This is a genomic window from Rathayibacter sp. PhB1 (genome assembly GCF_004362935.1).
In the GTDB taxonomy this organism is placed as follows: domain Bacteria; phylum Actinomycetota; class Actinomycetes; order Actinomycetales; family Microbacteriaceae; genus Rathayibacter; species Rathayibacter festucae.
Genome location: NZ_SNYD01000004.1, coordinates 215,344 through 241,148 on the forward strand (window position 1 = coordinate 215,344; position 25,805 = coordinate 241,148).

Below are 25,805 nucleotides of genomic sequence, written 5' to 3' on the forward strand. Positions count from 1 at the left end.
CGAATCGTGCCGCTATCTGGCGCGATTCGTTTTCCGTGGCGCGATTCGACCATTCGGGCCACCTCGGCCCCTCGGGCGCCGTCAATCGCGGAAGAGGGCCAGCTGCTCGTTGCCGACGATCGCGAGGGTCCGGACGAGGCGGGTGTACCGCTCGACGAGCTCCTCGACCGCGGCACCCTGGCCGACCAGTGCGGCGATGCTCTCGGCGGGGAAGAGCGAGACGATCTCCATCGCGACCGCCCTGCCGTGCTCGAAGGAGAGGGCGCGCGCGTACTCCAGGGCACGGGTCAGCTGCGGGCGGTCGCCCTCGGAGGTGATCGCGGCGGGATCGGCGTCGGCGGCGTGCGCGAGGACGGCGACGAACACCCGGGCGATCTCGTCCACCCGCAGGGCCCGGACCAGCGTGAGCAGGCGCGAGGACACCCGCGACACCCCGCGCGCCAGCAGCTCGCCGCTGAGGGCGCGGACCTCGATCACGTCGCCGCCGACGAAGTCTCCGGAGACCCGCTTGATGCCGGACGCGAACAGGCTCGAGCCGGAGGCGATGCTGCGCTCGGCCTCGAGGTTGATCTCGACCCGGCCGCGCGAGGTCGCGACGCCGGAGATCCAGCGCTGCTCCACCGCGGGGTGCGCGTGGACGGCGCGGACGAGGGTGCCGGGGCCGGGGCCGTCGATGGCGCCGAGGATGACCTCGGGAGTGCGGGCGCCGGCGATGCGCGTCGAGACGCCGTTGTGCGCGGCGAGCTCGGCCGCCTTGAGCTTCGAGCGGATGCCGCCGCGGCCCGTCCCGCCCTTCTGCACCCCGATGCCGCGCAGCTCGGTGATCCCCAGCTCCTCGAGGTGCACGCCCTCGGCGATGCTGCCGGCGAAGACACCGGGGACGTCGGTGAGCAGCAGCAGCAGATCCGCGCCGAGGAGCATCGCCAGGCCGCCGGCGACACCGTCGTTGTCGGAGCCGGCGGAGTCGATGGTGTCGTTGCCGTTGACGATCGGCACGACGCCCGCGTCGAGGGCGTGCCGGATCGCCTCCGCGACGTGCGCCATCTGCCGGGGCGACGCGAGGTCGGACTCGCCGATCAGGATCTGCGCGACGAGCGAGCCGGAGAGCTCGGCCACCGACCGGTAGAAGCCCATCAGGACGGTCTGGCCGACGGCGGCGGCGAGGCGCGGGCTGATCGGCGCGTCCTGCGAGCGGGCGAAGAGCGCGCGGCCGGAGGAGACGGCGCCGGAGGAGACGAGGACGACGTCCCAGCCGAGCGCGCGCGCGCCGAACGCGCTCTCGAGGGCGCTGGCCAGGAGCACGGGGTCCGGTCCGGACTGCTTGGTCACCGAGCTCGAGCCCATCTTGACCACGAGGGTCCGCCGCCGTGACGGGAGGGAGGAGGGGTTCTCGGCGGCGGCTTCGGGCAGGGCGTCGGACATGGCTCCCATGGTAGGGGCGCACTCACGACGGGCCCGCCGTATTTCCCTAGTGCTGGTCGGTTTTCGGCGTATCCTTCTCGCGGAGCCGACGAGGGCTCCCCTTCGGAAGGACGCCCCCATGACATCGACGTCATCCCCCGCCGGCGAACCGCTCGACGAGCAGGTCGACCGCCGCTACCTCGACCCCCTGCGCCCCGTGGCCGAGCGGGTCGAGATCCTCCTCGGTCAGATGACGCTCGAGGAGAAGGCCGGGCTGTTCTTCCAGACCATGGTCGTGATGGGCGAGGGCGGAGCGCTCGCCGAGGACGGCGCGTTCGGTCTGCCCTCGACCGCGACGATGGTGCTCGAGAAGCGGATGTCGCACTTCAACCTGCTCGGCGGCGGGACCGCCACGGCGCGCGAGCTCGCCGAGTGGCACAACCGCGTCCAGGAGCTGGCCTCCTCGAGCCGGCTCGGGATCCCCGTGACCCTCTCCACCGATCCGCGCCACTCCTTCACCGACAACCCCGGCACCGGGGCGCAGGCGGAGGCGTTCTCGCAGTGGCCGGAGCCGCTCGGCCTCGCCGCGATCGGCGACGAGGACCTGGTCGAGCGCTTCGGCGACATCGCGCGCCGGGAGTACCTCGCCGTCGGCCTGCGGGTCGCGCTGCACCCGCAGATCGACCTGACGACCGAGTCGCGCTGGGCGCGGCAGGTCGGCACGTTCGGCGAGGACGCCGAGCTCACCGGACGGCTCGGCGCCGCCTACATCCGCGGCTTCCAGGGCGAGGCGCTGGGGGCGCAGTCGGTCGCGACGATGACCAAGCACTTCCCCGGCGGCGGGCCGCAGAAGGACGGCGAGGATCCGCACTTCCCCTACGGCCGCGAGCAGGTCTACCCGGGCGGCAACGCCGAGTACCACCTGCAGCCCTTCGTGAAGGCCTTCGAGGCGGGCACGAGCCAGATCATGCCGTACTACGGCATGCCGGTCGGGACCGAGCACGAGGAGGTCGGCTTCGGCTTCAACCGCTCGGTGATCACGGGGCTGCTGCGCGAGCGGTTCGGCTTCGACGGCATCGTCTGCACCGACTGGGGGCTGCTCTCGGACTCCGACATCATGGGCGACCACCACGTGGCGCGCGCCTGGGGCGTCGAGCACCTGTCGGTGCCGGAGCGGATGGCGAAGGCCCTCGAGGCCGGCGTCGACCAGTTCGGCGGGGAGTCGATCCCCGAGGCGCTGGTCGCCCTGGTCCGGGACGGGACGGTCGCCGAGGAGCGACTCGACGTGTCCGTGCGGCGGCTGCTGCGGGAGAAGTTCGTGCTGGGGCTGTTCGACTCGCGCGCGGTCGATCCGGCCGCCGCCGAGGCGGTCGTCGGCTCGGCGGAGTTCCGCGCGGCGGGTGAGGCCGCCCAGCGCGCGGCGATCACGGTCCTCGCGCAGGACGGCGTCCTGCCGGCGCGGCAGGGGCTGCGGCTCTACGTCGAGGGGATCGATCCGGCGGTCGCCGCGGAGTACGGCAGCGTCGTCGGGTCTCCGGAGGAGGCGGAGCTCGCGGTGGTCCGGCTGGAGGCGCCCTTCGAGCAGCGCGCGACCGCGTTCGAGAACGTCTTCCACGCCGGCTCGCTCGACTTCCCGGACGAGGTCGTGGAGCACGTCCTGGCCGTGGCGGCACAGGTGCCGACGGTCGTCGACGTGTTCCTGGACCGGCCGGCGATCCTCACTCCGCTGCTCGACTCCGCGGCGGCGCTGCTCGGTGACTTCGGCGCGTCGGGAGCCGCGGTGCTCGACGTCGTGTTCGGAGTGTCGGAGGCCCGTGGAACACTGCCGATGGACCTTCCGCGCTCGATGGCCGCCGCGGCGGCCCGCCGGCCGGACGTGCCGTTCGACACCGAGGATCCGCTGTTCCGCTTTGGTCACGGAGTGCGCGTGACGGGGTCCGCGGAGGGGTAGCGCGGCAGGCCCCGGGCTCCTCCACAGGGAGCGATCCGGGGCCTTCTCCACCTGCTCCGACACCCGGCGCGGCGGATGTCGGTGGCGATTGACATACTCGAACACATGTTCGAACATGGGTTGATGAGCCCCCCTTCACAGCACCCCTCGCCGGGGGTCGCCGACACCGCGGAACCGCTGCTGCGGCAGCTCGCGTCGGTGAAGGAGCTGCAGTCGCGGATCCGGGACATGCAGGCGACGACGCTCGAGTCGAAGAGCCTGGCGACGCTGCCGGCCTTCGCCTCCGTGCTGCCCGGCGGCTCGCTCAAGCAGGGCGCCGCCTACTCGGTCGAGGGCTCGATGAGCCTGGCCATGGGTCTGCTGGCCGGGCCGTCGTCCGAGGGCGCCTGGTGCGGCGTCGTCGGCGTCCCCGAGTTCGGCGCCGAGGCGGCGGCCGGCCTGGGGATCGACCTCGAGCGGCTCGTGCTCGTGCCCTCCCCCGCCGAGCACTGGCTCACCGTCACCGCGGCCCTGGTCGACGTCCTCACCGTCGTGCTGACCCGGCCGCCCGCCTCCGTCTCCTCGGCCGACGTCTCCCGGCTGGGCGCACGGCTGCGTCAGCGCGGGGCGGCGCTCGTCGTCCTCGGCGAGTGGCCCCAGGCCGAGGCGCGGCTCAGCATCCGCAGCAGCCGCTGGGAGGGGCTCGGCGCCGGCCACGGCTACCTGCGCACCCGCGAGGCGCTCGTCGACGTCGTCGGCCGCGCCGGGACGCGGGTGCGCACCGTGCGGATGAGCATGCCCGGCACCGGGCGGCCCTTCGGCGTGCTGGGCGGGCCCTCGCGCCTGCAGGAGCGCACCCTGCACGAGCGGGCGGTCTGAGATGACCCGTTCCGCAGGCGCTCTCGAGCTGCGCCGCACGATCCTGGTCTGGTGCCCCGACTGGCCCCTGCTCGCCACCGCGGCGGACGCCGGGCTCGACGCGGAGGCCCCGCTCGCGCTCACCGAGAAGAGCCTCGTCTTCGCCTGCTCCCCCGGGGCGCGGGCCGAGGGCGTGCGGCGCGGCATGCGGATCCGCGAGGCGCAGTCGCGCTGCACCGGGCTCGCCGTGCTCCCCTACGACCCCGTGCTCGATCACCGCGCCTTCGAGCCGCTCGTCCAGGCGCTGGAGGAGATCACCCCGGGCGTGCAGCTGATCCGGCCCGGGCTCTGCGCGATCCGCGCCCGCGGGCCGCGGCGCTACTACGGCAGCGAGCAGTCGGCGGCCGAGGCCGTGCTCCAGCGGCTCAGCGAGCTGGGCGTGCCGCTCGCGCGCGCCGGGATCGCCGACGGCCTCTTCGCCTCCGAGCTCGCGGCCAAGCACTCCGGCACCGCGGTGGCGATCGTGCCGGCCGGCGAGAGCGCCGCCTTCCTGGCGCCCCTGCCGCTCGACGCCCTCGAGACCGAGGCCGTCGGCGCCCGCACCCGCACGACCGGCAAGGGCGAGGACCTCATCGCCCTGCTGCGCCGGCTGGGTGTCCGGACCCTCGGCGCCTTCGCGCAGCTGCCGCGGGACGACGTCTCCGCGCGCTTCGGCCCAGAGGGGGCGCGCGCGCACGTTCTGGCCTCGGGCGCCGAGACCGAGACGGTCGTCCCGCGGCTCCCGCCCGAGCGGCTCGACCGGGTGCTCGAGTTCGAGCCGCCGTTGGACCGGATCGACCAGGCGGCCTTCGCCTTCCGCGTCCCGGCGGAGGAGTTCGTCGCCGGGCTCACCCGGGCGCAGCTGGTAGCGACTGCGATCAGGATCGAGGTCGTCAGCGACCGCGGCGAGGTGTCCTCCCGCAGCTGGCTGCACCCGCGCTGGTTCACCCCGGGCGACGTCGTCGACCGCGTCCGCTGGCAGCTCCAGGGCAACGGCGCGATCGACGCGGGGCTCGGCTCGCCGATCTCCCGGCTGTCGGTCGAGCCCGAGGCGGTCGACGCGATCGGGAACCACGAGCAGGGACTCTGGGGCACGGCTCCGGAGGAGCGGGTGCACCACGGTCTCAGCCGCGTGCAGAGCATGCTCGGCCACGAGGCCGTCGTCACGGCGTCGGTGGGCGGGGGCCGGTCGCTCCGCGACCGCCAGCACCTGATCCCCTGGGGGGACAGGGAGCCGGGCGACGCCCGGCCGCGCGGGCTGCCGTGGCCGGGGGCGCTGCCGCCGCCCCTGCCGCCCACGGTCTTCGCGGAGCCGGCGGCCGTCCTGGTCCGCGGTCCCCGCGGGGAGACGGTCTCGGTCGACGACCGCGGCTCCCTCACCTCCGTCCCCGCCTACTTCGCGCCCGGCTCCTCGCAGGCCCGCCTGCAGCCGGTGACGGGGTGGGCCGGTCCCTGGCCGATCGACGAGCGGTGGTGGGACGCACGAACAGCAGTCCGCTACGACCGCTTCCAGGTCGTCGACTCCGACGGCGTCGCCTGGCTGCTGCTCTGCCTCGACGGCGAGTGGGCGGCCGAGGCCCGCTACGACTGACTCCCCCGGCCGCTGACGGCCGCGATCCGATCCTCCCGAGCACGACGACCGAAGGAGCCCCCGATGGGCTGGAACAACCCCCCGATCCCCTGGTCGGAGTTCGAGCGCCGCCTCTCCAGCACGACCCGGAGCGACGGCACGACCGTCCGCGGCGACGGCGGCGACAGCCCCGCCTGGTCGCACAAGCGCCCCGCCTACACGCCCGGCGCCGACGTCCGGCCGCCGGACGAGAAGGTGCCCTACGCCGAGCTGCACGCGCACTCGCACTTCAGCTTCCTCGACGGCGCCAGCAAGCCGGAGGAGCTGATCGAGGAGGCCGTCCGGCTCGGCATCGACACCCTCGCCCTCACCGACCACGACGGGCTCTACGGGATCGTCCGAATGGCGGAGGCCGCGCAGGACCACGGCGTCCGCACCGCCTTCGGCGCCGAGCTCTCCCTCGGGCTCCGCGCCCCGCAGAACGGCGTCGCCGATCCCGAGGGCACGCACCTGCTCGTCCTCGCCCGCCGCGAGGAGGGCTACCACCGGCTCGCCCGCGCGATCACCACCGCCCAGCTCGCCGGTGCCGAGAAGGGCAAGCCGAGCTACGACCTCGACGAGCTCGCCCGGGCCGCCGACGGCCACTGGATCGTGCTGACCGGCTGCCGGAAGGGCGCCGTCCGGCAGGCCCTGGTCGCGAGCGGCGAGGCGGCGGCCGAGGAGGAGGTGCGCGAGCTCGTGGCCCTCTTCGGCGCCCGCAACGTCCTCGTCGAGCTCTTCGACCACGGCGACCCGCTCGCCTCCCTGCACAACGACCAGCTCGCCGGCATCGCCGAGCGGCTGCAGCTGCGCCTCGTCGCCACCGGCAACGTGCACTACGCCCGGCCCGAGGACCGCCCGCTGCAGACGGCGCTGGCCGCGGTCCGCGCCCGGCGGAGCCTCGACGAGATGGACGGCTGGCTGCCCGCCGCCGGCGGTGCGCACCTGCGCTCGGGCGCAGAGATGGCCGAGCGCTTCTCCCGCTACCCCGGCTCGGTCGAGAACACCGTGCTGATCGCCGACGAGATCGCCTTCGAGCTCGGCCGGGTCCGCCCCCGGCTGCCCCGGCAGGACGTTCCCGAGGGGCACACCCCGATGAGCTGGCTGCGCCACCTGGTGCAGCTCGCGGTGCCGGCGAAGTACCCGGGCGCCGACTCCGACGTGCACGAGCGCCTCGAGAAGGAGCTCGCGGTGATCGAGGCCAAGGACTTCCCCGGCTACTTCCTCATCGTCCACGACATCGTGCACTTCGCGAAGGGCAGGGGGATCCTCTGCCAGGGCCGCGGCTCGGCCGCCAATTCGGCGGTCTGCTACGTCCTCGGGATCACCGCGGTGGACTCGATCTTCTACGGGCTGCCCTTCGAGCGCTTCCTCTCCAGCATCCGCGACGAGGAGCCCGACATCGACGTCGACTTCGACTCCGAGCGGCGCGAGGAGGTCATCCAGCACGTCTACGAGAAGTACGGGCGGCTGAACGCGGCGCAGGTCGCGAACGTCATCACCTACCGGCCGAAGTTCGCCGTCCGGGACATGGCGAAGGCGCTGGGCTACAGCGCCGGGCAGCAGGACGGCTGGTCGAAGCAGATCGAGCACTGGGGCTCGATCACCGAGAGCCCCGAGCACGACATCCCGGACGACGTCGTCGCCCTGACCAAGAAGGTGCTCGGCACGCCCCGGCACCTGGGCATCCACTCCGGCGGCATGGTGCTCACCGACCGGCCGGTCGGCGAGGTCTGCCCGATCGAGCCCGCCCGGATGGAGAAGCGCACCGTCCTGCAGTGGGACAAGGACGACTGCGCCTGGATGGGCCTGGTCAAGTTCGACCTGCTCGGGCTGGGGATGCTCGCCGCCCTGCAGTACACCTTCGACCTCGTGGCCGAGCACGTCGGCGAGAAGTGGGACCTCTCGACGATCCCGCGCGAGGAGAAGGGCGTCTACGACCAGCTCTGCCGGGCCGACTCCATCGGGGTGTTCCAGGTCGAGAGCCGCGCGCAGATGGGCACCCTCCCCCGGCTCCAGCCGCGGCGCTTCTACGACCTCGTGATCGAGGTGGCACTGATCCGCCCCGGTCCGATCCAGGGCGGCGCGGTGCACCCCTACATCCGGCGGAAGCTCGGCGAGGAGCCGATCACCTACCAGCACCCCCTGCTGGTCACGCCGCTCAAGCGCACGCTCGGCGTGCCGCTGTTCCAGGAGCAGCTGATGCAGGTCGCGGTGGCGGTCGGCGACTGCAACGCGGAGGACGCGGACCTGCTGCGCCGCGCGATGGGCTCCAAGCGGGGCACCGAGAAGATCGAGTCGCTCCGGGAGCGGCTCTACGAGGGCATGGCCCGCAACGGGATCACCGACGAGGTCGCCGACGACATCTACCGACGGATCCAGGCCTTCGCCAACTTCGGCTTCGCCGAGAGCCACGCGATCAGCTTCGCGCTGCTGGTCTACGCCAGCGCCTGGCTGCGCCTGCACTACCCCGCCGCCTTCACCGCGGCCCTGCTCCGGGCTCAGCCGATGGGCTTCTACGCCCCGCACACCCTGGTCGCCGACGCCCGCCGGCACGGCGTCCGCGTCGAGTCCCCCGACGTCAACCGCTCGCTGTCGCACCCTGGCCTCGAGGCGCTCGACGGCCCACCGGCCCGGCGCCGAGGCGGGGCGCCGCACGGGCAGGACTCCTGCCTCTCCGCCGAGCAGGCGCCGACCGGCCTCTTCGACCGGTCGCAGCACTTCGACACCGACGACCACCGCCGCGACGCCGGCTTCGTCATCCGCCTGGGCCTCGCCGGGGTGAAGGGCATCGGCACGGCGCTGGCCGAGCACATCGTCGCCGAGCGGGAGCGCGGCGGGCCCTACGCGAGCATGGCCGACCTCTCGCGCCGCGTGGGACTGAACGCGACCCAGCTCGAGGCGCTCGGCGCCGCGGGATCGTTCGACTCCCTCGGGCTCCAGCGCCGCCAGGCACTCTGGGAGGCGGGCTCCGCCGCCGCCGACCGCCAGGAGTTCCTCCCCGACTCGATCGTCGCCGTCCAGCCTCCGCTGCTGCCGATGCTCTCGGCGCAGGAGCGGGTCGTCTTCGACTTCTGGGCCACCGGCATCTCGCCCGACGACCACCCGCTCCGGCATCTGAGGGAGAGCCTCACCCGGCGAGGAGCGCGGTCCACGGCCGACCTGCCCGGCACTCCCTCCGGCACCCGGATCGAGGTCGGCGGGGTCGTGATCCACCGCCAACGTCCCTCCACAGCCGCCGGAGTGACCTTCATGAACCTCGAGGACGAGCACGGGATCCTCAACGTCATCTGCTCCGTCGGAGTATGGAACCGCTACCGGCGCACCGCGCGCGAGGCTCCCGCCCTCCTCATCCGCGGGATCCTCGAGCGCTCCGACGAGGGGGTGACCAACCTCCTCGCCGACCGCTTCGAGGCGCTGTCGGTCACCGCCCGGACCACCGCCCGCAACTTCCGATGACCGCCCGACGGACCACGACCGCCCCAGCACCGCGAGCGCTTCCGCGCCCGCATCACCCGCGAGAAAGCGACACCATGACGAACACGGACCACGCCCTCCACCCCTCGGCGCTCGACGTGCCGCTGCGCGACGACCGGGACCTGCGCGAGCGCGTCTCGTCCCTCATCGGTCCCGCCTACCGGCGTGCGCTCTGGCCGATCCTGCTCGACCGGGCCGGCTACCAGCTGCCGATCCTCTACCCGGTGGACGGCCTGCCCGTCCACCCCGACGAGGAGAAGACCGAGCGCATCGTCGCGACCCTCGCGAAAGCGGTCGCACATCACGACGTGGGCTCGCTCGCGTTCGCACTCGAGCGCCCGGGCCGGGCGTTCCTCGGCGAGACCGACCGGGTGCTCGCCCGCCAGCTGAGCGCCGCCTGCCACCGGCGGGCCATGCCGCTGCGTGCCCTGCTGCTTGTGCACGACGACGGCGTGCGGATCATCGCCGACGCCGAGCACTCCGTGCCGACCCGCTGACAGGTCTCCGGCGGGCGGAGGTGAGCACGGGCTCGGGCGCGACGGGTGAGAGGAACGACACGCGCGCCGGTCCGAGTCGACTCGGACCGGCGCGCGGCGGACGACTACTCGGCGTCGCTGAGCGTGATCAGCAGCGAGGACGCGCCGAGGTCGACCTCGGTGTCGCCGGGCTGGACCGCGTACTCGCCCACGGCGAGGAGCGACTCCGCCACCTCGGGCAGCGGGACCCGCGCCGACGACTCGCCGACGTTGATCGCGATCGTCACCCGGCCACGGCCCAGGGTGAGCCAGCGCTCGTCCTCGTCGAGCTCGACACGCACCGAGCCGAAGCGCGGGTCGGTCAGCTCGGGGAAGCGGCGGCGCAGCGCCGCCAGCTCGCGGTAGACGGTGAGGATCCGCGCGCCGCGGCCCTCCTCCGCCTCGGACCAGTCGAGCTTGGAGCGCTCGAAGGTCTCGGGGTCCTGCGGGTCGGGCACGACCTCCGGGTCCCAGCCCATCTTCGCGAACTCCTCGATGCGGCCCTTCGCCGTCGCCTCACCCAGATCCTTCTCCGGGTGCGAGGTGAAGAACTGCCACGGGGTGGACGCCGCCCACTCCTCGCCCATGAAGAGCATCGGTGTGAACGGGCCGAGCAGCGTCAGCGCGGCGGCGATCGCCAGCCGGCCCTCGTCGAGGGTCGCGGTCAGCCGGTCGCCGATCGCCCGGTTGCCGATCTGGTCGTGGTTCTGGCTGCAGACCACGAGGCGCCAGGTCGGCATCCGCTCGGTGTCGATCGGGCGTCCGTGGTGCCGGCCGCGGAACGTGGAGAGGGTGCCGTCGTGGAAGAAGCCGCGGGTGAGGACCTTGCCGAGCGCGCCGAGCGGCGCGAAGTCCTCGTAGTAGCCGGTCGTCTCGCCGGTGAGGGCGACGTGCACGGCGTGGTGGAAGTCGTCGCTCCACTGCGCGTCGAGCCCGTAGCCGCCCGCCTCGCGCGGGGTGATCAGCGTCGGGTCGTTGAGGTCGGACTCCGCGATCAGGGTCAGCGGGCGCCCGACGTCGGCCGAGAGCACCGCGACCTCCGCGGCCATCTCCTCGAGCACGTGCACGGCGCGCTCGTCCGAGAGCGCGTGCACCGCGTCGAGGCGCAGGGCGTCGACGTGGTAGTCGCGCAGCCACATCAGCGCGTTGTCGAGGATGTAGCCGCGGACGACGTCCGAGCCCTCCCCGTCGAGGTTGATCGAGCTGCCCCAGGTGTTGGCCTTCTCGTTCTTGAGGTACGGGCCGAACTCGGGCAGGTAGTTGCCGCTCGGGCCGAGGTGGTTGTAGACCACGTCCTGCACGATGCCCAGTCCCGCGCGGTGCGCCGCATCGACGAAGCGCTGGTACGCCTCCGGTCCGCCGTAGGCCTCCGAGACGGCGTACCAGAGGACGCCGTCGTAGCCCCAGTTGTGCGTGCCGTTCACCGCGTTGACCGGGAGGATCTCGATGAAGTCGACGCCGATCGAGCGCAGGTGCTCCAGCCGGCCGGCGGCCGAGTCGAGCGTGCCCTCGGGGGTGAAGGTGCCGATGTGCAGCTCGTAGATGACGGCCCCCGCCAGCTGGCGGCCCGTCCAGGCCTGGTCGGCCCACTCGAACGCGCTCGGGTCGTAGCTGCGGGACAGCTCGTGGACTCCGCCGGGCTGGCGGCGCGAGCGCGGGTCCGGGAACGGCCCCTTGCCGTCCACCAGGTAGCCGTAGTCGACCTCGCCGGTCGCGGCGACCGACCCGGAGACCCGCCACCAGCCCTCGTCGCCGAAGCGGGCCATCGCGACCGTCCCGCCCGCACCCAGGGCGAGCTCGACGGAGGACGCCTCGGGCGCCCACACGTCGAAGCGCTCGGGTCCGGAGACGGGCAGGGCGTAGCGGTAGGGCGTCGTGCTGATCACGGGGTTCTCCAGGGTCGTTCGAACGGGGTCGGCAGGAAGGGACTCGCCGGGTCAGGCGACCGGCGCGAGCAGGGCGACCGGGTAGCCGCCGCCGAGGATCTCCGACACGGCGGTCGGCCCGCCGGCGAAGGTGCGACCGGTGAGGACGTTCACGACCGGGTGCCCGGGCAGGACGATCAGGGTCTCGCCCCAGCCGCCCTCGGCCGCGAGCCGCGCGGGCAGGCGGGTGGCGACCGTCAGCGCACCGCCGCGGTCGAAGGCGATCGCGTGCTCGGCGGCCGGCCCGATGGCGGGGACGGCGGCGTAGCGCGTGAACAGCTCCGGCCGGTCGCGGCGCAGGCGCAGGGCCCGCGAGGTGACGAGCAGCTTGGCCGCGCCCTCCGCGTCGATCTCCGGCAGCCAGCCGCCGTCGATCCGCTCGAGCAGCGCCCGGCGCTCGGCGAAGTCGACCGGGCGGCGGTTGTCGGGGTCGACGAGCGACGTCTCCCACAGCTCGCTGCCCTGGTAGACGTCCGGGATGCCCGGCGCCGTCAGCTGCACGAGCTTCGCCGAGAGGCTGTTCGACCAGCCGTCGGCCGAGACGCGCGCCACGGTGTCCTCGATCAGGCGGCGCACGGCCGCGTCGTCGAAGGCGGCGTCGACCGCCGCGTGCATCCGCTTCTCGAACGCCTCGTCCGGTGCGGTCCACATCGTCGAGCTGCCGGCCTCGCGCGACGCCTTCTCGGCGTAGGCGTGCAGGCGCTCGCGGGACGCGGGCCAGGTGCCGACGATCGCCTCCCAGAGCAGGTGCTCGACCGGTCCGTCGCCGAAGCCGGCGTGCTCGTGCAGCGATCGGAGCGTCTCGGCCCAGGCCTCGGCGTCCTCCGCGAGGGCGGTGATGCGCGCGCGGGTGTCCTCACCGCGCTTGGTGTCGTGCGTCGACAGCGTGGTGAGCGAGGCCGGGAAGGACGCCTGGCGGACGCCCTGGCGGCGGTGGAACTCCTCCAGGTCGATCGCGAACTCGTCCGGGTCGGCGCCGACCTCGTTGAGCGAGGTGAGGCGGCTGTAGCGGTAGAACGCCGTGTCCTCGACACCCTTCGCCATCACCATGCCGGAGGTCTGCTGGAAGCGGACCGACACGGGGGTGCCGGTCTCCTCGAGCAGCGCGGCGACCTCGTCGATCGTCGCGGCGATCTCGGGGCGGCGGTGCCGCGCGTCGAGCCGAGCGTGCTCGAGGTGCTCGGCGCCGTAGGGCAGGTAGCTGCGGTAGACCGGGAAGGTCGCGAGCAGCTCGGCGATCGCGTCGTCCGCGCCGTCGACCTGCGGGATGAGCCGGGCCAGGCGGAGCACCTCGGAGCGGAGGATGCCGTCGGCGATGCCGCGCTTGGTGTCGTGGATCAGGTCGGCCCAGTCCACCGGCTCGCCGCCGTCGCCCAGCTCCGCGTCCAGGCCCTCGAGCACCGGACGGGCGTCGGGGTCGACGAGGATGCGGTCGATGTCGGCGAGCGCGTCGTAGCCGGTGGTGCCCACGGTCGCCCAGTGCGCGGGCAGCTGCTCGTCGCCCTCAAGGATCTTCTCGACCCAGACCGGCGCGCCGCCGATGGCGCGGGCGAGGTCGTCCAGGTAGCCGCCCGGGTCGGCCAGGCCGTCCGGGTGGTCGACGCGCAGGCCGTCGGCCAGGCCCTCGGTGAACCAGCGGACGATCTCGCGGTGCGAGGCCTCGAAGACCTCGGGCCGCTCGACCGTGATCGCGGCGAGGGTGTTGACCGCGAAGAAGCGGCGGTAGTTCAGCTCGGCGTCGGCGCGGCGCCAGTTGACCAGCTCGTAGCTCTGCCGGGCGTGCACAATGCGGCCGGAGTCGCCGGGCTCGGCGGTGCCGGGCGCGATCGGCAGGCGGTTCTCGTAGTAGTGCAGCTCGTCGCCGACGACTTCGAGCGCGTCCAGCTCGCTGTCGCTGTCGCCTTCGGAGGCTCCGTCACCGAGGATCGGCACGCGCAGCTTGCCGTCACCCGCCGCCCAGTCGATGTCGAACGCCTCGGCGTAGCGGGAGTCCCGCCCGTGCTTGAGCAGGTCCCACCACCAGGCGTTCTCCACCGGCGTCGCGACGCCCATGTGGTTCGGCACGATGTCGATGAGGACGCCGAGGCCCTCCTTCCTCGCCGCCGCGGAGGCGTGGGCGAGGCCCTCGCCGCCGCCGCGGGCCGGGTCGACCTTCGAGTGGTCGACGACGTCGTAGCCGTGGTCCGAGCCGGGCTCGGCGGTCAGCAGCGGCGAGAAGTACAGCCAGTCGGCGCCGAGGGAGCGCACGTAGTCGGCCACCGTCGCGGCCTCGTCGAGATCGAAGCCGGAGCGGATCTGGAGTCGGTAGGTGGAGGCGGGCAGTCGCAACGTCAGGCTCCTGTCGAGGGGGCGGTCGCGGAGTCGGTCGACTCCTCGTGGGGGCTGGTGTGGCCCGTGGTGGTGATGATCGGGATGGCCGAGGTGGCGGCGAGCGAGGCCAGCGAGGCGGCGACCGAGTGGTCGACCTCGGGCTCGGGCGCGCTGTGCTCCTGGAGGATCACGAGCGACTTCGCCTGCACGGTGAGGATCGCGCCGGCAGGCCGCGGGACCGAGTCGGCCTCCGCTCCGGCGGTGTCGACCAGGACGGCCCACTCCACTGCGTACTCGTCGGCCGGGATCGTGAACTCCACGTCCACGTCGTCGGCGTTGAAGTAGAGCAGGAAGCTGTCGTCGACGACCGGCTGGCCGCGCTCGTCGCGCTCGCGGATCCCGTTGCCGTTGAGGTAGATGCCGACCGAGCGGTCCAGGCCCGAGTCCCAGTCCGACGGCGTCATCTCGGTGCCGTCGGCCTTGAACCAGACGATGTCCGGCAGCGGCTCGCCGGTGCCGCGCAGGACGGGGCGCCCGTCGAAGAAGCGGCCGCGACGGAAGGTCGGGTGCTCGGCGCGGAGGCGGATCAGCGCCGCGGTGAACTCCACCAGGGGCTTGTCCGCCTTCTCCCAGTCGATCCAGGTCAGCTCGCTGTCCTGCGCGTAGGTGTTGTTGTTGCCGTTCTGCGTGCGGCCGAGCTCGTCGCCGTGCAGGATCATCGGCACGCCCTGCGAGATCAGCATCGTCGCGAGGAAGTTGCGCTGCTGGCGGGCGCGGAGGCCGAGGACCTTCGGGTCGTCGGTCGGGCCCTCGGCGCCGTGGTTCCAGGAGCGGTTGTGCGACTCGCCGTCGTTGCCGTCCTCGCCGTTGGCGTCGTTGTGCTTCTCGTTGTAGGAGACGAGGTCGCGGAGGGTGAAGCCGTCGTGCGCGGTGACGAAGTTGATCGAGGCGACCGGGTAGCGGCCGGAGCGCGCGTAGAGGTCGGCCGAGCCGGTGAGCCGCGAGGCGAACTCGCCCAGCGTCGAGGGCTCGCCGCGCCAGAAGTCGCGGACGGTGTCGCGGTACTTGCCGTTCCACTCCGTCCACTGCGGCGGGAAGTTGCCGACCTGGTAGCCGCCGGGGCCGACGTCCCACGGCTCGGCGATCAGCTTGACCTGCGAGACCACCGGGTCCTGCTGGACGAGCTCGAAGAAGGTGGAGAGCCGGTCGACGTCGTAGAACTCGCGAGCCAGTGCCGAGGCGAGGTCGAAGCGGAAGCCGTCGACGCGCATCTCGGTCACCCAGTAGCGCAGCGAGTCCATGATCAGCTGCAGCGAGTGCGGGTGGCGCACGTTGAGGGTGTTGCCGGTGCCGGTGTAGTCCATGTAGTAGCGCTTGTCGTCGTCGACCAGGCGGTAGTACGCCTCGTTGTCGATGCCGCGGAACGACAGCGTCGGGCCGAGGTGGTTGCCCTCCGCGGTGTGGTTGTAGACCACGTCGAGGATGACCTCGATGCCGGCCGCGTGCAGCGCCTTCACCATGCTCTTGAACTCCTGGACCTGCTGGCCCAGGTCGCCGGTGGCGGTGTAGGTGTTCTGCGGCGCGAAGAAGCCGATCGTGTTGTAGCCCCAGTAGTTCGAGAGGCCCTTCTCGATCAGCGTCGAGTCGTTGACGAACTGGTGCACCGGCATCAGCTCGAGCGCGGTGATGCCGAGGTGCTTGAGGTGCGCGATCACGGCGGGGTGGGCGACGCCGGCGTAGGTGCCGCGCAGCTCCTCCGGCACGTCGGGGTGGCTCTTGGTGAGCCCCTTCACGTGCGCCTCGTAGATCACGGTGCTGTCGTAGGAGGTGCGCGGACGGCGGTCGCCGGCCCAGTCGAAGAACGGGTTGATGACGACGCCCATCATCATGTGCGGCGCCGAGTCCTCGTCGTTGGTCGAGTCCGGGTCGCCGAAGGTGTACGAGAAGAGCGACTGGTCCCAGTCGATCTCGCCCGAGACGGCCTTCGCGTAAGGGTCCAGCAGCAGCTTGTTCGGGTTGCAGCGGTGTCCGCCGTCCGGGTCGTACGCGCCGTGGACGCGGTAGCCGTAGCGCTGGCCGGGCTGGACCTGCGGGAGGTAGCAGTGCCAGACGTAGGCGTCCGACTCGAGCACCTCGACGCGCGTCTCGGTGCCGTCCTCCTCGAAGAGGCACAGCTCGACGCGCTCGGCGGCCTCGCTGAAGAGGGCGAAGTTCGTGCCGCTTCCATCGAAGGTGGCGCCCAAGGGGTAGGCGGTTCCGGGCCAGGTCTCCACGAGACTCCTCTGAGTTCTGGTCTCGGGCGATCCGGGGGAGGCCGACGGGCGGTCTGCGGATGCCCGACGTCGGGGGTGATGGTCCGTCACCTTCGCGACGGACCGACTGCCCAGCTTAGCGAGAGGCTCCTCCCGCGCTTCCGGGGAGGCCACGCTCAGACAGTACGGACCCCGCCGATCCGCGGCGAGGGCTGGACCCGTCGCCTCGCATCCAGTAGAGATCCGCCGTTCTCGCGGCTCAGTGCGAGCCGATCCGCTTCCGCAGCAGGTCGATCCGCGCCTGCAGCTGCGTCACGCTCGCCTGGGCGACCGCGGGCCCGCCGCAGAGCCGGCGCAGCTCGGTGTGCACCTGGCCGTGGGTCTCCCCCGTGTTGCGGGCCCAGAGCCCGACCAGCGAGTTCAGCAGGCTGCGCTGCTCCTTGAGCGTGCGGTAGAGCGGCGCGGGGATCTCGCTCTCCTTCGCCTCCACCGGAGCCTGCGCACCGTGGGCGCCAGCCCGCCCGCCCGCGCGCTTCGCCTGCCGCTGCTGGCGGTGCTGCAGCAGCTCGCGCACCTGCTCGGGCTCGAGCAGTCCGGGCAGGCCGATGAAGTCGAGCTCCTCCTCGCTCTCGACCTCCACCTCCATCCCGAACTCCGCGCCCTCGTACATCACGCGGTCGAAGGTGGCGGCCGAGCCGAGCGACTCGAAGCGGCCCTCCTCGAGCAGGTCGGAGGACGCCTTGGCCTCGCGCTCCGCGTCGGCCATCAGGTCGGCCTCGGGGTACTCCTCGTCGTCCGAGACGCGGCGGTCGAGGGCGTGGTCGCGCTGCTGCTCCATCGAGCCCGCGAGCGCGAGCAGCCCCGGCACGTTGGGAAGGAAGATCGAGGCGGTCTCGCCGCGGCGCCGGGCCCGGACGAAGCGCCCGATCGCCTGCGCGAAGAAGAGCGGAGTGGAGGCGGAGGTGGCGTAGACGCCCACGGCTAGGCGCGGCACGTCCACGCCCTCCGACACCATCCGCACGGCGACCATCCACCGGCTGTCGCCCTTGGAGAACTCCTCGATCCGGTCGCTCGCCTCCTTCTCATCGGAGAGGACGACGGTGACCGGCTCGCCGCTGATCTCGCGGAGCATCGCCGCGTAGGCGCGGGCCGCGTAGTGGTCGGTCGCGATGACGAGGCCGCCCGCGTCGGGGATCCCGCGGCGCACCTCGGTCAGCCGGGTGTTCGCCGCGCGAAGGACAGACGGGATCCACTCCCCCTTGGGGTCGAGCGCCGTGCGCCAGGCCTGCGAGGTGATGTCCTTGGTGTTGCCCTCGCCGAGCCGCGCCTCCATCTCGTCGCCGGCCTTCGACTTCCAGCGCATCTGGCCCGCGTAGACCATGAAGAGCACCGGCCGGACGACGCCGTCGGCGAGCGCGCGGCCGTAGCCGTAGGCGTAGTCGGTCAGCGAGGTGCGGATGCCCTCCTGATCGGGCAAGTAGCTGACGAACGGGATCGGCGCGGTGTCGGAGCGGAACGGGGTCCCGGTGAGCGAGAGCCGGCGGGCGGCCGGCTCGAAGGCCTCCCGGATCGCGTCGCCCCAGCTCAGCGCGTCGCCGCCGTGGTGCACCTCGTCCAGGATGACCAGCGAGCGGCCGGAGAGGGTCAGCTCGCGGTGCAGCTCGGGCCGCACGGCGACCTGCGCATAGGTGACGGCGACGCCGTGGTAGTGCTTGGCGTGCCGGCCCATCCGGTTGGTGAAGGTGGGGTCGAGCCGGATGCCGACTCGGTGCGCCGCCTCGGCCCACTGGCGCTTGAGGTGCTCGGTCGGGGCGACGACGGTGATGCGGTCGACGGTGCGGTTGTGCAGCAGCTCGGCGGCCAGGCGGAGGGCGAACGTCGTCTTGCCGGCGCCGGGCGTCGCGGCCGCGAGGAAGTCGCGCGGCTCGTGCTGGAAGTAGGCCTCGAGGGCCTCCGCCTGCCAGGCCCGCAGCTTGTTCGCGGTGCCCCACGGCGCCCTGCCGGGGAACGACGGGGACAGGTGCTCCGCGGCGGAGGTGCCGACCTGATGACCGAAGTTCGAGGGACTGTTCACGTGGACCGAGGCTAGCCGACACCTCCGACGCCGGGCGCCGGTCCGCGCACCCGCGGGGCAGGGCCCGGCGTGTCGGGATCGTCCGGGCGACGGACCCCCTCCGCCCGCTCGGAGCGCAGAATGGAGGGATGGTCGAGCAGCGTCATCCGTGGTCCCGCTACGTCGCCCTGGGCGACTCCTTCACCGAGGGGATCGGCGATCCCGAGCCCTCCAGCCCCGGCGGTCACCGCGGCTGGGCCGACCGCGTCGCGGAGGTGCTCGGCAGTCAGAACGACGACTTCGCCTACGCGAACCTGGCCGTGCGCGGGCGGCTGCTGCAGCAGATCGTCGACGAGCAGATCGAGCCGGCTCTCGCGCTGCGCCCGGACCTGATCACCATCTCCGCGGGCGGCAACGACGTGATCCGTCCCGGCACCGACCCGGACGACATCGCCCGCCGCTTCGAGGAGGGACTGGCGCGGCTGCGCTCCGACGGCGCGACGGTGGTGCTCTTCACCGGTGTCGACGTCAGCTTCTCCCCCGTCTTCGCGCGGATCCGCGGCAAGGTGGCCATCTTCAACGAGAACCTCCGCGCGCTCGCCGAGCGCTACGACTGCATCGTCGCCGACCAGTGGTCGCTGCAGGAGATCCAGGACGTGCGGATGTGGGCGCCGGATCGCCTGCACCTCAACCCGCACGGCCACCACGAGGTGGCGCGGATGGTGCTGAAGGCCCTCAACGTCGAGAACACCCTCCGCCCGTTCGCTCCGGAACCCGTGCCGACGCCGACCTGGCGGGCCGCCCGCCGCGAGGACGCGAAGTGGGCCCGCGAGTACCTCGTCCCGTGGGTGCTGCGCCGGGTGCGCCACCAGTCCTCCGGCGACTTCATCACCGCCAAGCGGCCGGACGCCGGTCCCTACCTGCAGCGCCCGCCCGAGTCGATCCCCGGCACCCCCGTCCCCGGCAACGCGACCCCGGAGGAGGTCGCCGCCGACATCGCGACGGCCGGCGTCCGCATCGTCGTCGACGACGACTGAGCGATTTCGATACGCCCTCTGCGAGGGCTACTCGATCAGCATCAGATGCATGCCGGTCGAGCAGCCGCGCAGCGGCGCACCTGCATGCTGGTCGAGTAGCCGCGCAGCGGCGTATCGAGACCCACCCTGCTGGACACGGCGGATCTCGATACGCCCTCTCCGAGGGCTACTCGATCAGCAAAAAAGCTGCACGCGTCTCAGACGCGTACTCCCCTGCTGGTCGAGTGGCCGCGCAGCGGCCACTTCATGCTGGTCGAGTAGCCGCGCAGCGGCGTATCGAGACCCACCCTGCTGAGAACGGCGGATCTCGAGACGCCCTCTCCGAGGGCTACTCGATCAGCAAGGAAGCGGCGTCTCGAGACCCGCCTACCTGAACGGCTCGCCCGGGTTCGTCACGCGCCAGCCGAACCCCGGATCCTCGATCGTCCCGTCCGCGACGAGCGGCACCGGATACGCCTGCCCGTTCACGTCCACGTTCACGGTCCCGACCTCCTGCCCGTCCGCGACGACCTCGACCGGATCCAGCGACACGCTCGTGGTGACCGTGGTCGCTCCCCAGACCAGGAGCGACTGCGCCTCGCTGCTCTCGGCCACCGCCGACTCGCCCCAGGCGCTGGTGTAGCTGCCGAAGTCCTGCCCCTCCTCGGTCAGCGTCACCGTCCGGAAGCCCGCCTCGACGGTCGGGATCAGCGTCAGGACGTCCGCCGCGAGCTGCGGATGCGTCCGCGCACCGACCACGACGCCGACGAGCGTCACCGGCCGTCCCTCGACCGTGGTGTCGAGCGAGAACAGCAGGCACGCGCCGGCCTCGTCGGTCGTCCCCGTCTTGATCCCGTCCACCCCGGCCTGGCCGAGGAGCTTGTTCGTGTTCTCGACCGTCCCCACCCCGGGGATCACCGCGGAGGGCATCGCGACGATGGGCGCGAGCACCGGGTCGCCGATCAGCAGCTCGCCGAGCACCACCATCTCGAGGGTCGTGCTGACGGTCGCCGGCGACAGCCCGCTGGTGTCCGCGACCACGGTGCCGGTGAGCCCGCGCTCGTCCAGCCAGGTGCGCGCGGCGGCGAGGTAGCCCTCCTCCGAGCCGAAGGCCCAGACGGCGAGCGACTTCGCGTAGTTGTTGGCGGAGGGCAGCATCAGCACGGTCAGCGCCTCGCGCTCCGTGAGCTCCAGCCCCGCCGACACCGGAGCGACCGAGCCGTTCTCGGCGACCGAGTCGTTGTAGTAGCCGACGTCCGTGCTCGTGAACGCGATCGTCTCGCCGTCCGTCCCCTCCGCGATCGGCTTCGCCGACAGCACGACCAGCGCCGTCACCACCTTCGCGATGCTGCCGATCGGCAGCTGCCCGGTCGAGCCGTAGCTCGAGAGCATCCCGCCGTCCGCCGGCCCCTGCACGCCCACCGCCGAGATCGCCCCGGCGCCGTAGAACGGCCACGCGACCGCGGGCGCATCGATCACCGTCGGCGGCGTCTCCTGAACGACGGCCGTCGCGACGGGCAGCTCGGCACCGGCCGCGTTCGCCGCGTACGCGCCGCCGGCGCTGACGACCGCCGCCGCGAGGACGACTCCGATCACCGCGAGCGGTCGCGGGCGCCGACGCCGGGGAGCGACTGCTGCCGCCTCCGGGGTGACGCTGCCCACGACGTCGATCGGCGAGCGGTCGGGGCCGGTGGGAGAAGTCACCCGGTCATCGTAGGCGGACCCCCGCCGGACACCGCGGAGGCTGCGCGGGACGCCCGCTCTCGGCTCAGCGCCCCCGCGTCAGCGCCCACAGTGCGACGGCGCTCGCCGAGGCCACGTTCAGCGAATCCACCCCGTGCAGCATCGGGATGGTCACCACGGTGTCGGCCGCGTCGAGCGCCGCCCGGCTCAGCCCGTCCCCCTCGGCACCCAGCACGATCGCCACGCGCTCGGGCCGGTCGGCCGCGTACTCGTCCAGCGGCACCGCGTCGGGCGCGAGCGCCAGGGCGGCGACCGAGAACCCCGCGGCGAGCAGCTCGGTCCGCGCCAGCCCCCACTCCGGGATCCGCGTCCACGGCACCTGCAGCACCGTCCCCATGCTCACCCGCACGCTCCGCCGGTAGAGCGGGTCCGCGCAGCGCGGGCTCACCAGCACCGCGTCCGCGCCCATGCCCGCCGCCGCGCGGAAGACGGCACCGACGTTGGTGTGGTCGACGAGGTCCTCGAGGATGACGACGAGCCGCGCGTCCTCGAGCAGCGACGCCATCGACGGCAGCTCCGGCCGCCGCATCGAGGCGAGCGCCCCGCGGTGCAGGTGGAAGCCGGTCAGCTCCTCGATCATCGCGTCCGGCCCGACGAACACCGGCACGTCCGGGAAGCGCTCGAGCACCTCTGCCGCGTCGGGGAGGCGCTTCTCCTGCACCAGCACCGACTTCGGCACGTGCCCGGCGTCGAGCGCGCGGACGATCACCTTCGACGACTCCGCGATGTAGAGGCCGCCCTCCGGCTCGAGCACCCGGCGCAGCGCCACGTCGGTCAGGCGGTGGTAGTCCGCCAGCAGCGGGTGGTCGAGGTCCTCGATGTGCACGATCGGCATCCCGGAACCCTAGGGCACGGCGCGGTCTAAACTGGCCGATGGAGTGCCCGCGTGCGCGGGTGTCCGAGGGAGGCGTGGATGGAGTCGGGTCCGACACCGATCGCCGACGGCCGCAGGGCCGAGGACGAGCAGAGCGACGAGCGGAAAGCCGACCAGCAGGCCGAACGGCTGCAGGCCGCGGAGGCCGATCTGCAGCGGGCCGACGCGCAGCGCTCCGCCGCCCTCGACCGCACCGTCGAGCTCCTGGCCGGCCGCCGCATCGCCGCCGTCACCGGCGCGGGCGTGAGCACCGACTCCGGCATCCCCGACTACCGCGGCGCGGGAGCCCCCGTCCGCAGCCCGATGACCTACTCCCAGTTCGTCGCGGACCCCGACTACCGCCGCCGCTACTGGGCCGGCAGCCAGCTCGGCTGGCGCCGCTTCACCGCCACGCTGCCCAACGACGGCCACCGCGCCCTCGCCCGGCTCGAGGAGCGCGGCCTGCTCACCGGTGTCGTCACCCAGAACGTCGACGGCCTGCACGTGCGGGCCGGATCGCAGCGCGTCGTCGATCTGCACGGCTCCGCCGACCGCGTCCGCTGCATGACCTGCGGCCAGTACTTCGCCCGCGACGCGATCGCCGAGCGCATCGAGGCGCTCAACCCCTGGCTCGACGACCCCGACATCTCCTCGCTCAACCCCGACGGCGACGCCGAGGTGCACGACGTCTCGGCGATGACCGTCCCCGAGTGCACGGTCTGCGGCGGGATCCTCAAGCCCGACATCGTCTTCTTCGGCGAGTTCATCCCGACCGAGCGGTTCGAGGAGGCGCGCGCCATCGTCGCGGGCGCCGACGCGCTGCTCGTGGCCGGCTCGTCCCTCGTCGTCAACTCCGGCATCCGCTTCCTCGAGATCGCCCGGCGCGCGAAGATGCCGATCGTCATCGTCAACCGCGGCACCACCAAGGGCGACTCGCGGGCCGGCATCAAGATCGACGGCGGCACGAGCGAGGTCCTCCGCGCCCTCGCCGAGCGCCTCCCGTCGCGCTGACCCACCGCTCCCCCACCACCCGAGAGGCCCTCGTGACCCAGCTCACCCTCGTCCGGCACGGCCAGACCGACTGGAACGCCGCCCGCCGCATCCAGGGCGCGAGCGACATCCCGCTCAACGACACCGGCCGCTCCCAGGCCCGGGCCGCCGCCCGGCTGCTGCGCGACCGCGACTGGGACGTCGTCGTTGCCAGCCCGCTGCAGCGCGCGCACGAGACCGGGGCGATCATCGCCCGCGGTCTCGGCCTGCCCGAGCCCGAGGTCGTCGAGGGCGTCGCCGAGCGCGCCTACGGCGAGGCGGAGGGCATGACCGGCGACGAGCTCCGCGAGCTCTTCCCCGGCGGCATCGAGGGCGCCCGCATCCCCGGCTGCGAGACCCGCGCTCAGGTCGTCGAGCGCGCCACCGCCGCGCTGCTCGAGATCGCCGAGCGCTTCCCGGAGCAGCGCGTGATCGTCGCGACGCACGGCGCCGTCATCGGCAGCCTGCTCCGCGCCCTCAGCGAGGACGAGCTGCCCGCCCAGGGCACCACGGTCGGCAACGGCTCGCGGCACGACTTCGCGATCGTCGACGGCGCCCTGCAGATCGTCGCGGTCGACGACTCCGGCGACGTGGTCGTCGTCGACGCCGACCTGCAGTCCGACCTGGACGACGTGCTCAGCCCGAGCGCCTCCGCCTGACGCCCGGCCCGGCGCAGTTCAGCGCCCGGCCCGGCGGCGCTCAGCGCCCGACGCTCGTCAGCAGCTCCAGCAGCACCCGCGCGGAGTCGCGCCACGAGTACGCGGCCGCCCGCTTCCGCGCCTTCGCCGACAGCTCCCGCCAGCGCTCCGGGTCCTCGAGCGAGCGCACGCCCTCGGCGATGCCCTTCGCGCTCGAGGGATCCACGTAGACCGCCGCGTCGCCGCCGATCTCGCGGAAGATCGGGATGTCGCTCACCACGACCGGCGTGCCGAGCGCCATCGCCTCGACCAGCGGGATGCCGAAGCCCTCGTCCCGGCTCGCCGTCACCAGCGCCGTGGCGCGCGCGAGCGCCTCGCGGTAGGAGGCGTCGTCCGCCCCCTGGTGGAAGACCAGCTTCGCCGTCGGCGCGAGCGAGCGGAGGGTCTCCACCGTCTCGTCGCTCGCCCGGCTCATCAGGTGCAGCTCGTAGTCGGGCAGCAGCCGCATCGCCCGCGCCAGCGACTCCACGTTCTTGTACGGCATGAACGAGCCCATGTAGACGAGCGAGCGCGCGTCGGAGCGGTCGGTCAGCGCCGCCGCGAGGGCCGCGCTCGCCTCGTCCGGCGCCGTCGCCGCGTTCGGCACCACGACGACCGGCCGGGTCGTCAGCCGGTGCGTGCGCAGCAGCCCGCGGGTCGTCTCGGACACCGTCACGATCGCGTCGGCGCGCTGCAGCAGGCGCCGCTGCGGCCACCACGCCAGGTGGTAGAGCCGCCAGAGCCCGCGCACCGGGAGCGGCAGGTCGCGCGGCGGCGTGCGGTGGCGGTAGTAGATCAGGTCGTGCACCGTCAGCACGAGCTTGTAGCGCCGGCCGAGCGAGCCCATCGTCTGCATCGGCGAGAACACCACGTCGGGCCGCAGCCGGTTGACCAGCAGCGCCACGAACGGCTCGAACGGCCCGGTCGGCGAGGTGACCTTCTCCCACGGCAGGTCCGGCAGCATCGTCCGCTGCCGGCGGTCGCTGATCAGCATCGTCACGTCGTGCAGCTTCGCCAGCTCGGCCACGATCTCCGCGGTGTAGCGGCTGATGCCGTCGTGGCGCTCGAGCCGGGTGTACCGGCAGTCGACGACGATCCTCATCGGTCGATCCCCTCGTCCAGGGCCGCGCGGAGGACGGCGGCCGCCTCGTCCGGCGTCTCGTAGTGGATGAGGTGTCCGACCCCGTCGATCACGTGCAGGCGACCGTGGGGCAGCGCCTCGAGCAGTCGGTACTGCGCGGCGAGCGGGGTGATGTCGTCCTGCGCCGCGGCGATCAGCAGCGTCGGCACCGCGATCCGCGCGGCGTACTCGCTGACGTCGTGCGAGACCGAGGCGCGGAACGCCTCCAGCACCGTGTCGCGCGAGGCGAAGGCGCTGAAGTAGCGGTCGTGCTGGTCGTGCACGAAGCGGCGCAGCGGCCCGTCCTTGGTCTTCACCATCGCGAGGCTCATCACCCGCACGATCAGCGGATCGCCGAGCAGGCGCAGCCCGAGCGGGCGGGGCAGCACCGCGCCGAGGCGGTAGTAGAGCACCGCGAGCCGGGTCAGCACGCCACGGGGCCCGGCGAGGGCGGGCGCGGCGATCGGATTGACGAGCACGAGCAGCGGAGTCTCCAGCCCGCCCGCGACGGCCGCCGCGGAGACGATCGAGCCGAAGGAGTGCCCGAGCACGACCGCGCTCCCCCGCAGCCCGAGCGCGTCCAGGAACTCGCCGAGCCAGGCCGCGTAGCCCTCGACGTCGTGCGCGTGCGCCGTCATCGGCGGTGACGCGCCGAAGCCGGGCAGGTCGGGCGCGATCACGCGGGCGTCCGCGCCGCCCGCCAGCAGCCGCGCGATCACCGGCTCCAGCCCGTGGTGCTCGCCGCGGAATCCGTGCACCAGGACCAGCACGGTCCCGGCGTCGGGGTCGCCGTAGCTCCAGTAGGCGGTGGTGGCCCCGGCGACGTCGACGGCGCTCTCGCTGATGGCGAGTCGCCCGAGGTCGGCGGCGTAGGGGGAGGCTATGGTCATGACGGTCCCCATCGTAGGGAAAGCCCGTCGAACTTCCCGCCGCAACGCCTTGCGGGCCCTCGATCCGAGCCGCAAGCATGAAGGCGCGTTCGCACGCGACGCACCGCC

17 protein-coding genes are annotated in these 25,805 nt (G+C 72.9%); 8 read left to right on the plus strand and 9 right to left on the minus strand.

The annotated features are described in order from the left end of the window. Positions 1-81 precede the first annotated feature (81 nt). Positions 82-1,422, minus strand: coding sequence for a glutamate 5-kinase (proB, locus tag EDF17_RS11470; RefSeq protein WP_166649660.1), 1,341 nt, complete (start codon positions 1,420-1,422; stop codon positions 82-84). Positions 1,423-1,540: 118 nt separating this feature from the next. On the opposite strand from proB, the gene EDF17_RS11475 reads away from it, so the two are divergent. The 5 genes from EDF17_RS11475 (at position 1,541) to EDF17_RS11495 (ending at position 9,811) form a co-directional block, all read left to right on the plus strand. After that, positions 1,541-3,352, plus strand: a complete 1,812-nt coding sequence (locus tag EDF17_RS11475) for a glycoside hydrolase family 3 N-terminal domain-containing protein (RefSeq protein ID WP_123446315.1) — start codon at positions 1,541-1,543, stop codon at positions 3,350-3,352. 123 nt (positions 3,353-3,475) lie between these two features. After that, positions 3,476-4,210 (plus strand): hypothetical protein, encoded by a 735-nt coding sequence (locus EDF17_RS11480; protein WP_123446314.1) that lies wholly within the window; start codon positions 3,476-3,478, stop codon positions 4,208-4,210. Position 4,211: 1 nt separating this feature from the next. Continuing rightward, positions 4,212-5,819 carry a DNA polymerase Y family protein gene (locus EDF17_RS11485; protein WP_123446313.1) on the plus strand — a complete coding sequence of 536 codons (1,608 nt, stop codon included), beginning with the start codon at positions 4,212-4,214 and terminating at the stop codon, positions 5,817-5,819. Between the two features lie 63 nt (positions 5,820-5,882). Then, the gene (locus EDF17_RS11490) at positions 5,883-9,296 is read left to right on the plus strand and encodes an error-prone DNA polymerase (RefSeq protein ID WP_123446312.1); all 3,414 of its coding nucleotides are present in this window, start codon (positions 5,883-5,885) and stop codon (positions 9,294-9,296) included. A 74-nt stretch (positions 9,297-9,370) separates the two neighbouring features. Next, complete coding sequence (locus EDF17_RS11495) at positions 9,371-9,811, plus strand: hypothetical protein (RefSeq protein WP_123446311.1); 441 nt, start codon at positions 9,371-9,373, stop codon at positions 9,809-9,811. Positions 9,812-9,915: 104 nt separating this feature from the next. Here EDF17_RS11495 and treZ read toward each other — a convergent pair whose 3' ends face one another. From treZ to EDF17_RS11515, 4 genes are all read right to left on the minus strand, one after another. Further along, positions 9,916-11,715, minus strand: coding sequence for a malto-oligosyltrehalose trehalohydrolase (gene treZ, locus EDF17_RS11500; RefSeq protein ID WP_243732872.1), 1,800 nt, complete (start codon positions 11,713-11,715; stop codon positions 9,916-9,918). 51 nt (positions 11,716-11,766) lie between these two features. Beyond that, the gene (gene treY / locus EDF17_RS11505) at positions 11,767-14,082 is read right to left on the minus strand and encodes a malto-oligosyltrehalose synthase (RefSeq protein WP_123446310.1); all 2,316 of its coding nucleotides are present in this window, start codon (positions 14,080-14,082) and stop codon (positions 11,767-11,769) included. 2 nt (positions 14,083-14,084) lie between these two features. Continuing rightward, positions 14,085-16,337: a glycogen debranching protein GlgX gene (glgX, locus tag EDF17_RS11510; protein WP_123446309.1), complete on the minus strand. Its 2,253-nt coding sequence runs from the start codon at positions 16,335-16,337 to the stop codon at positions 14,085-14,087. A 238-nt stretch (positions 16,338-16,575) separates the two neighbouring features. After that, complete coding sequence (locus tag EDF17_RS11515) at positions 16,576-18,390, minus strand: DEAD/DEAH box helicase (protein ID WP_123446308.1); 1,815 nt, start codon at positions 18,388-18,390, stop codon at positions 16,576-16,578. Between the two features lie 128 nt (positions 18,391-18,518). On the opposite strand from EDF17_RS11515, the gene EDF17_RS11520 reads away from it, so the two are divergent. Beyond that, a complete protein-coding gene (locus EDF17_RS11520) occupies positions 18,519-19,406 on the plus strand; it encodes an SGNH/GDSL hydrolase family protein (protein WP_123446307.1) in 888 nt (295 codons plus the stop codon). Positions 19,407-19,772: 366 nt separating this feature from the next. Here EDF17_RS11520 and EDF17_RS11525 read toward each other — a convergent pair whose 3' ends face one another. Both EDF17_RS11525 and EDF17_RS11530 read right to left on the minus strand, forming a co-directional pair. Beyond that, on the minus strand, positions 19,773-21,089 hold the full coding sequence (locus tag EDF17_RS11525; RefSeq protein ID WP_123446306.1) for a D-alanyl-D-alanine carboxypeptidase: 1,317 nt from the start codon (positions 21,087-21,089) through the stop codon (positions 19,773-19,775). 64 nt (positions 21,090-21,153) lie between these two features. Then, positions 21,154-21,963: an RNA methyltransferase gene (locus tag EDF17_RS11530; RefSeq protein ID WP_123446305.1), complete on the minus strand. Its 810-nt coding sequence runs from the start codon at positions 21,961-21,963 to the stop codon at positions 21,154-21,156. A 78-nt stretch (positions 21,964-22,041) separates the two neighbouring features. Here EDF17_RS11530 and EDF17_RS11535 point away from each other — a divergent pair, with 78 nt between their 5' ends. Together EDF17_RS11535 and EDF17_RS11540 are read left to right on the plus strand one after the other, a co-directional pair. Further along, positions 22,042-22,992: a Sir2 family NAD-dependent protein deacetylase gene (locus tag EDF17_RS11535; protein ID WP_123446304.1), complete on the plus strand. Its 951-nt coding sequence runs from the start codon at positions 22,042-22,044 to the stop codon at positions 22,990-22,992. A gap of 32 nt (positions 22,993-23,024) precedes the next feature. After that, a complete protein-coding gene (locus EDF17_RS11540; RefSeq protein ID WP_159422587.1) occupies positions 23,025-23,669 on the plus strand; it encodes a histidine phosphatase family protein in 645 nt (214 codons plus the stop codon). A 40-nt stretch (positions 23,670-23,709) separates the two neighbouring features. On the opposite strand, the gene EDF17_RS11545 is transcribed toward EDF17_RS11540, so the two are convergent. Both EDF17_RS11545 and EDF17_RS11550 read right to left on the minus strand, forming a co-directional pair. Beyond that, a complete protein-coding gene (locus tag EDF17_RS11545) occupies positions 23,710-24,789 on the minus strand; it encodes a glycosyltransferase family 1 protein (protein ID WP_123446302.1) in 1,080 nt (359 codons plus the stop codon). Continuing rightward, complete coding sequence (locus tag EDF17_RS11550) at positions 24,786-25,697, minus strand: alpha/beta hydrolase (RefSeq protein ID WP_123446301.1); 912 nt, start codon at positions 25,695-25,697, stop codon at positions 24,786-24,788. The genes EDF17_RS11545 and EDF17_RS11550 overlap by 4 nt, the downstream gene beginning before the upstream one ends. Positions 25,698-25,805 lie beyond the last annotated feature (108 nt).

Bases quoted from the DNA above. Each gene is read 5' to 3' on its own strand.
- proB (WP_166649660.1), bottom strand. From the start codon at position 1,422: ATGTCCGACGCCCTGCCCGAAGCCGCCGCCGAGAACCCCTCCTCCCTC.
- EDF17_RS11475 (WP_123446315.1), top strand. From the start codon at position 1,541: ATGACATCGACGTCATCCCCCGCCGGCGAACCGCTCGACGAGCAGGTC.
- EDF17_RS11480 (WP_123446314.1), top strand. From the start codon at position 3,476: ATGAGCCCCCCTTCACAGCACCCCTCGCCGGGGGTCGCCGACACCGCG.
- EDF17_RS11485 (WP_123446313.1), top strand. From the start codon at position 4,212: ATGACCCGTTCCGCAGGCGCTCTCGAGCTGCGCCGCACGATCCTGGTC.
- EDF17_RS11490 (WP_123446312.1), top strand. From the start codon at position 5,883: ATGGGCTGGAACAACCCCCCGATCCCCTGGTCGGAGTTCGAGCGCCGC.
- EDF17_RS11495 (WP_123446311.1), top strand. From the start codon at position 9,371: ATGACGAACACGGACCACGCCCTCCACCCCTCGGCGCTCGACGTGCCG.
- EDF17_RS11520 (WP_123446307.1), top strand. From the start codon at position 18,519: ATGGTCGAGCAGCGTCATCCGTGGTCCCGCTACGTCGCCCTGGGCGAC.
- EDF17_RS11530 (WP_123446305.1), bottom strand. From the start codon at position 21,963: ATGCCGATCGTGCACATCGAGGACCTCGACCACCCGCTGCTGGCGGAC.
- EDF17_RS11535 (WP_123446304.1), top strand. From the start codon at position 22,042: ATGGAGTCGGGTCCGACACCGATCGCCGACGGCCGCAGGGCCGAGGAC.
- EDF17_RS11545 (WP_123446302.1), bottom strand. From the start codon at position 24,789: ATGAGGATCGTCGTCGACTGCCGGTACACCCGGCTCGAGCGCCACGAC.
- EDF17_RS11550 (WP_123446301.1), bottom strand. From the start codon at position 25,697: ATGACCATAGCCTCCCCCTACGCCGCCGACCTCGGGCGACTCGCCATC.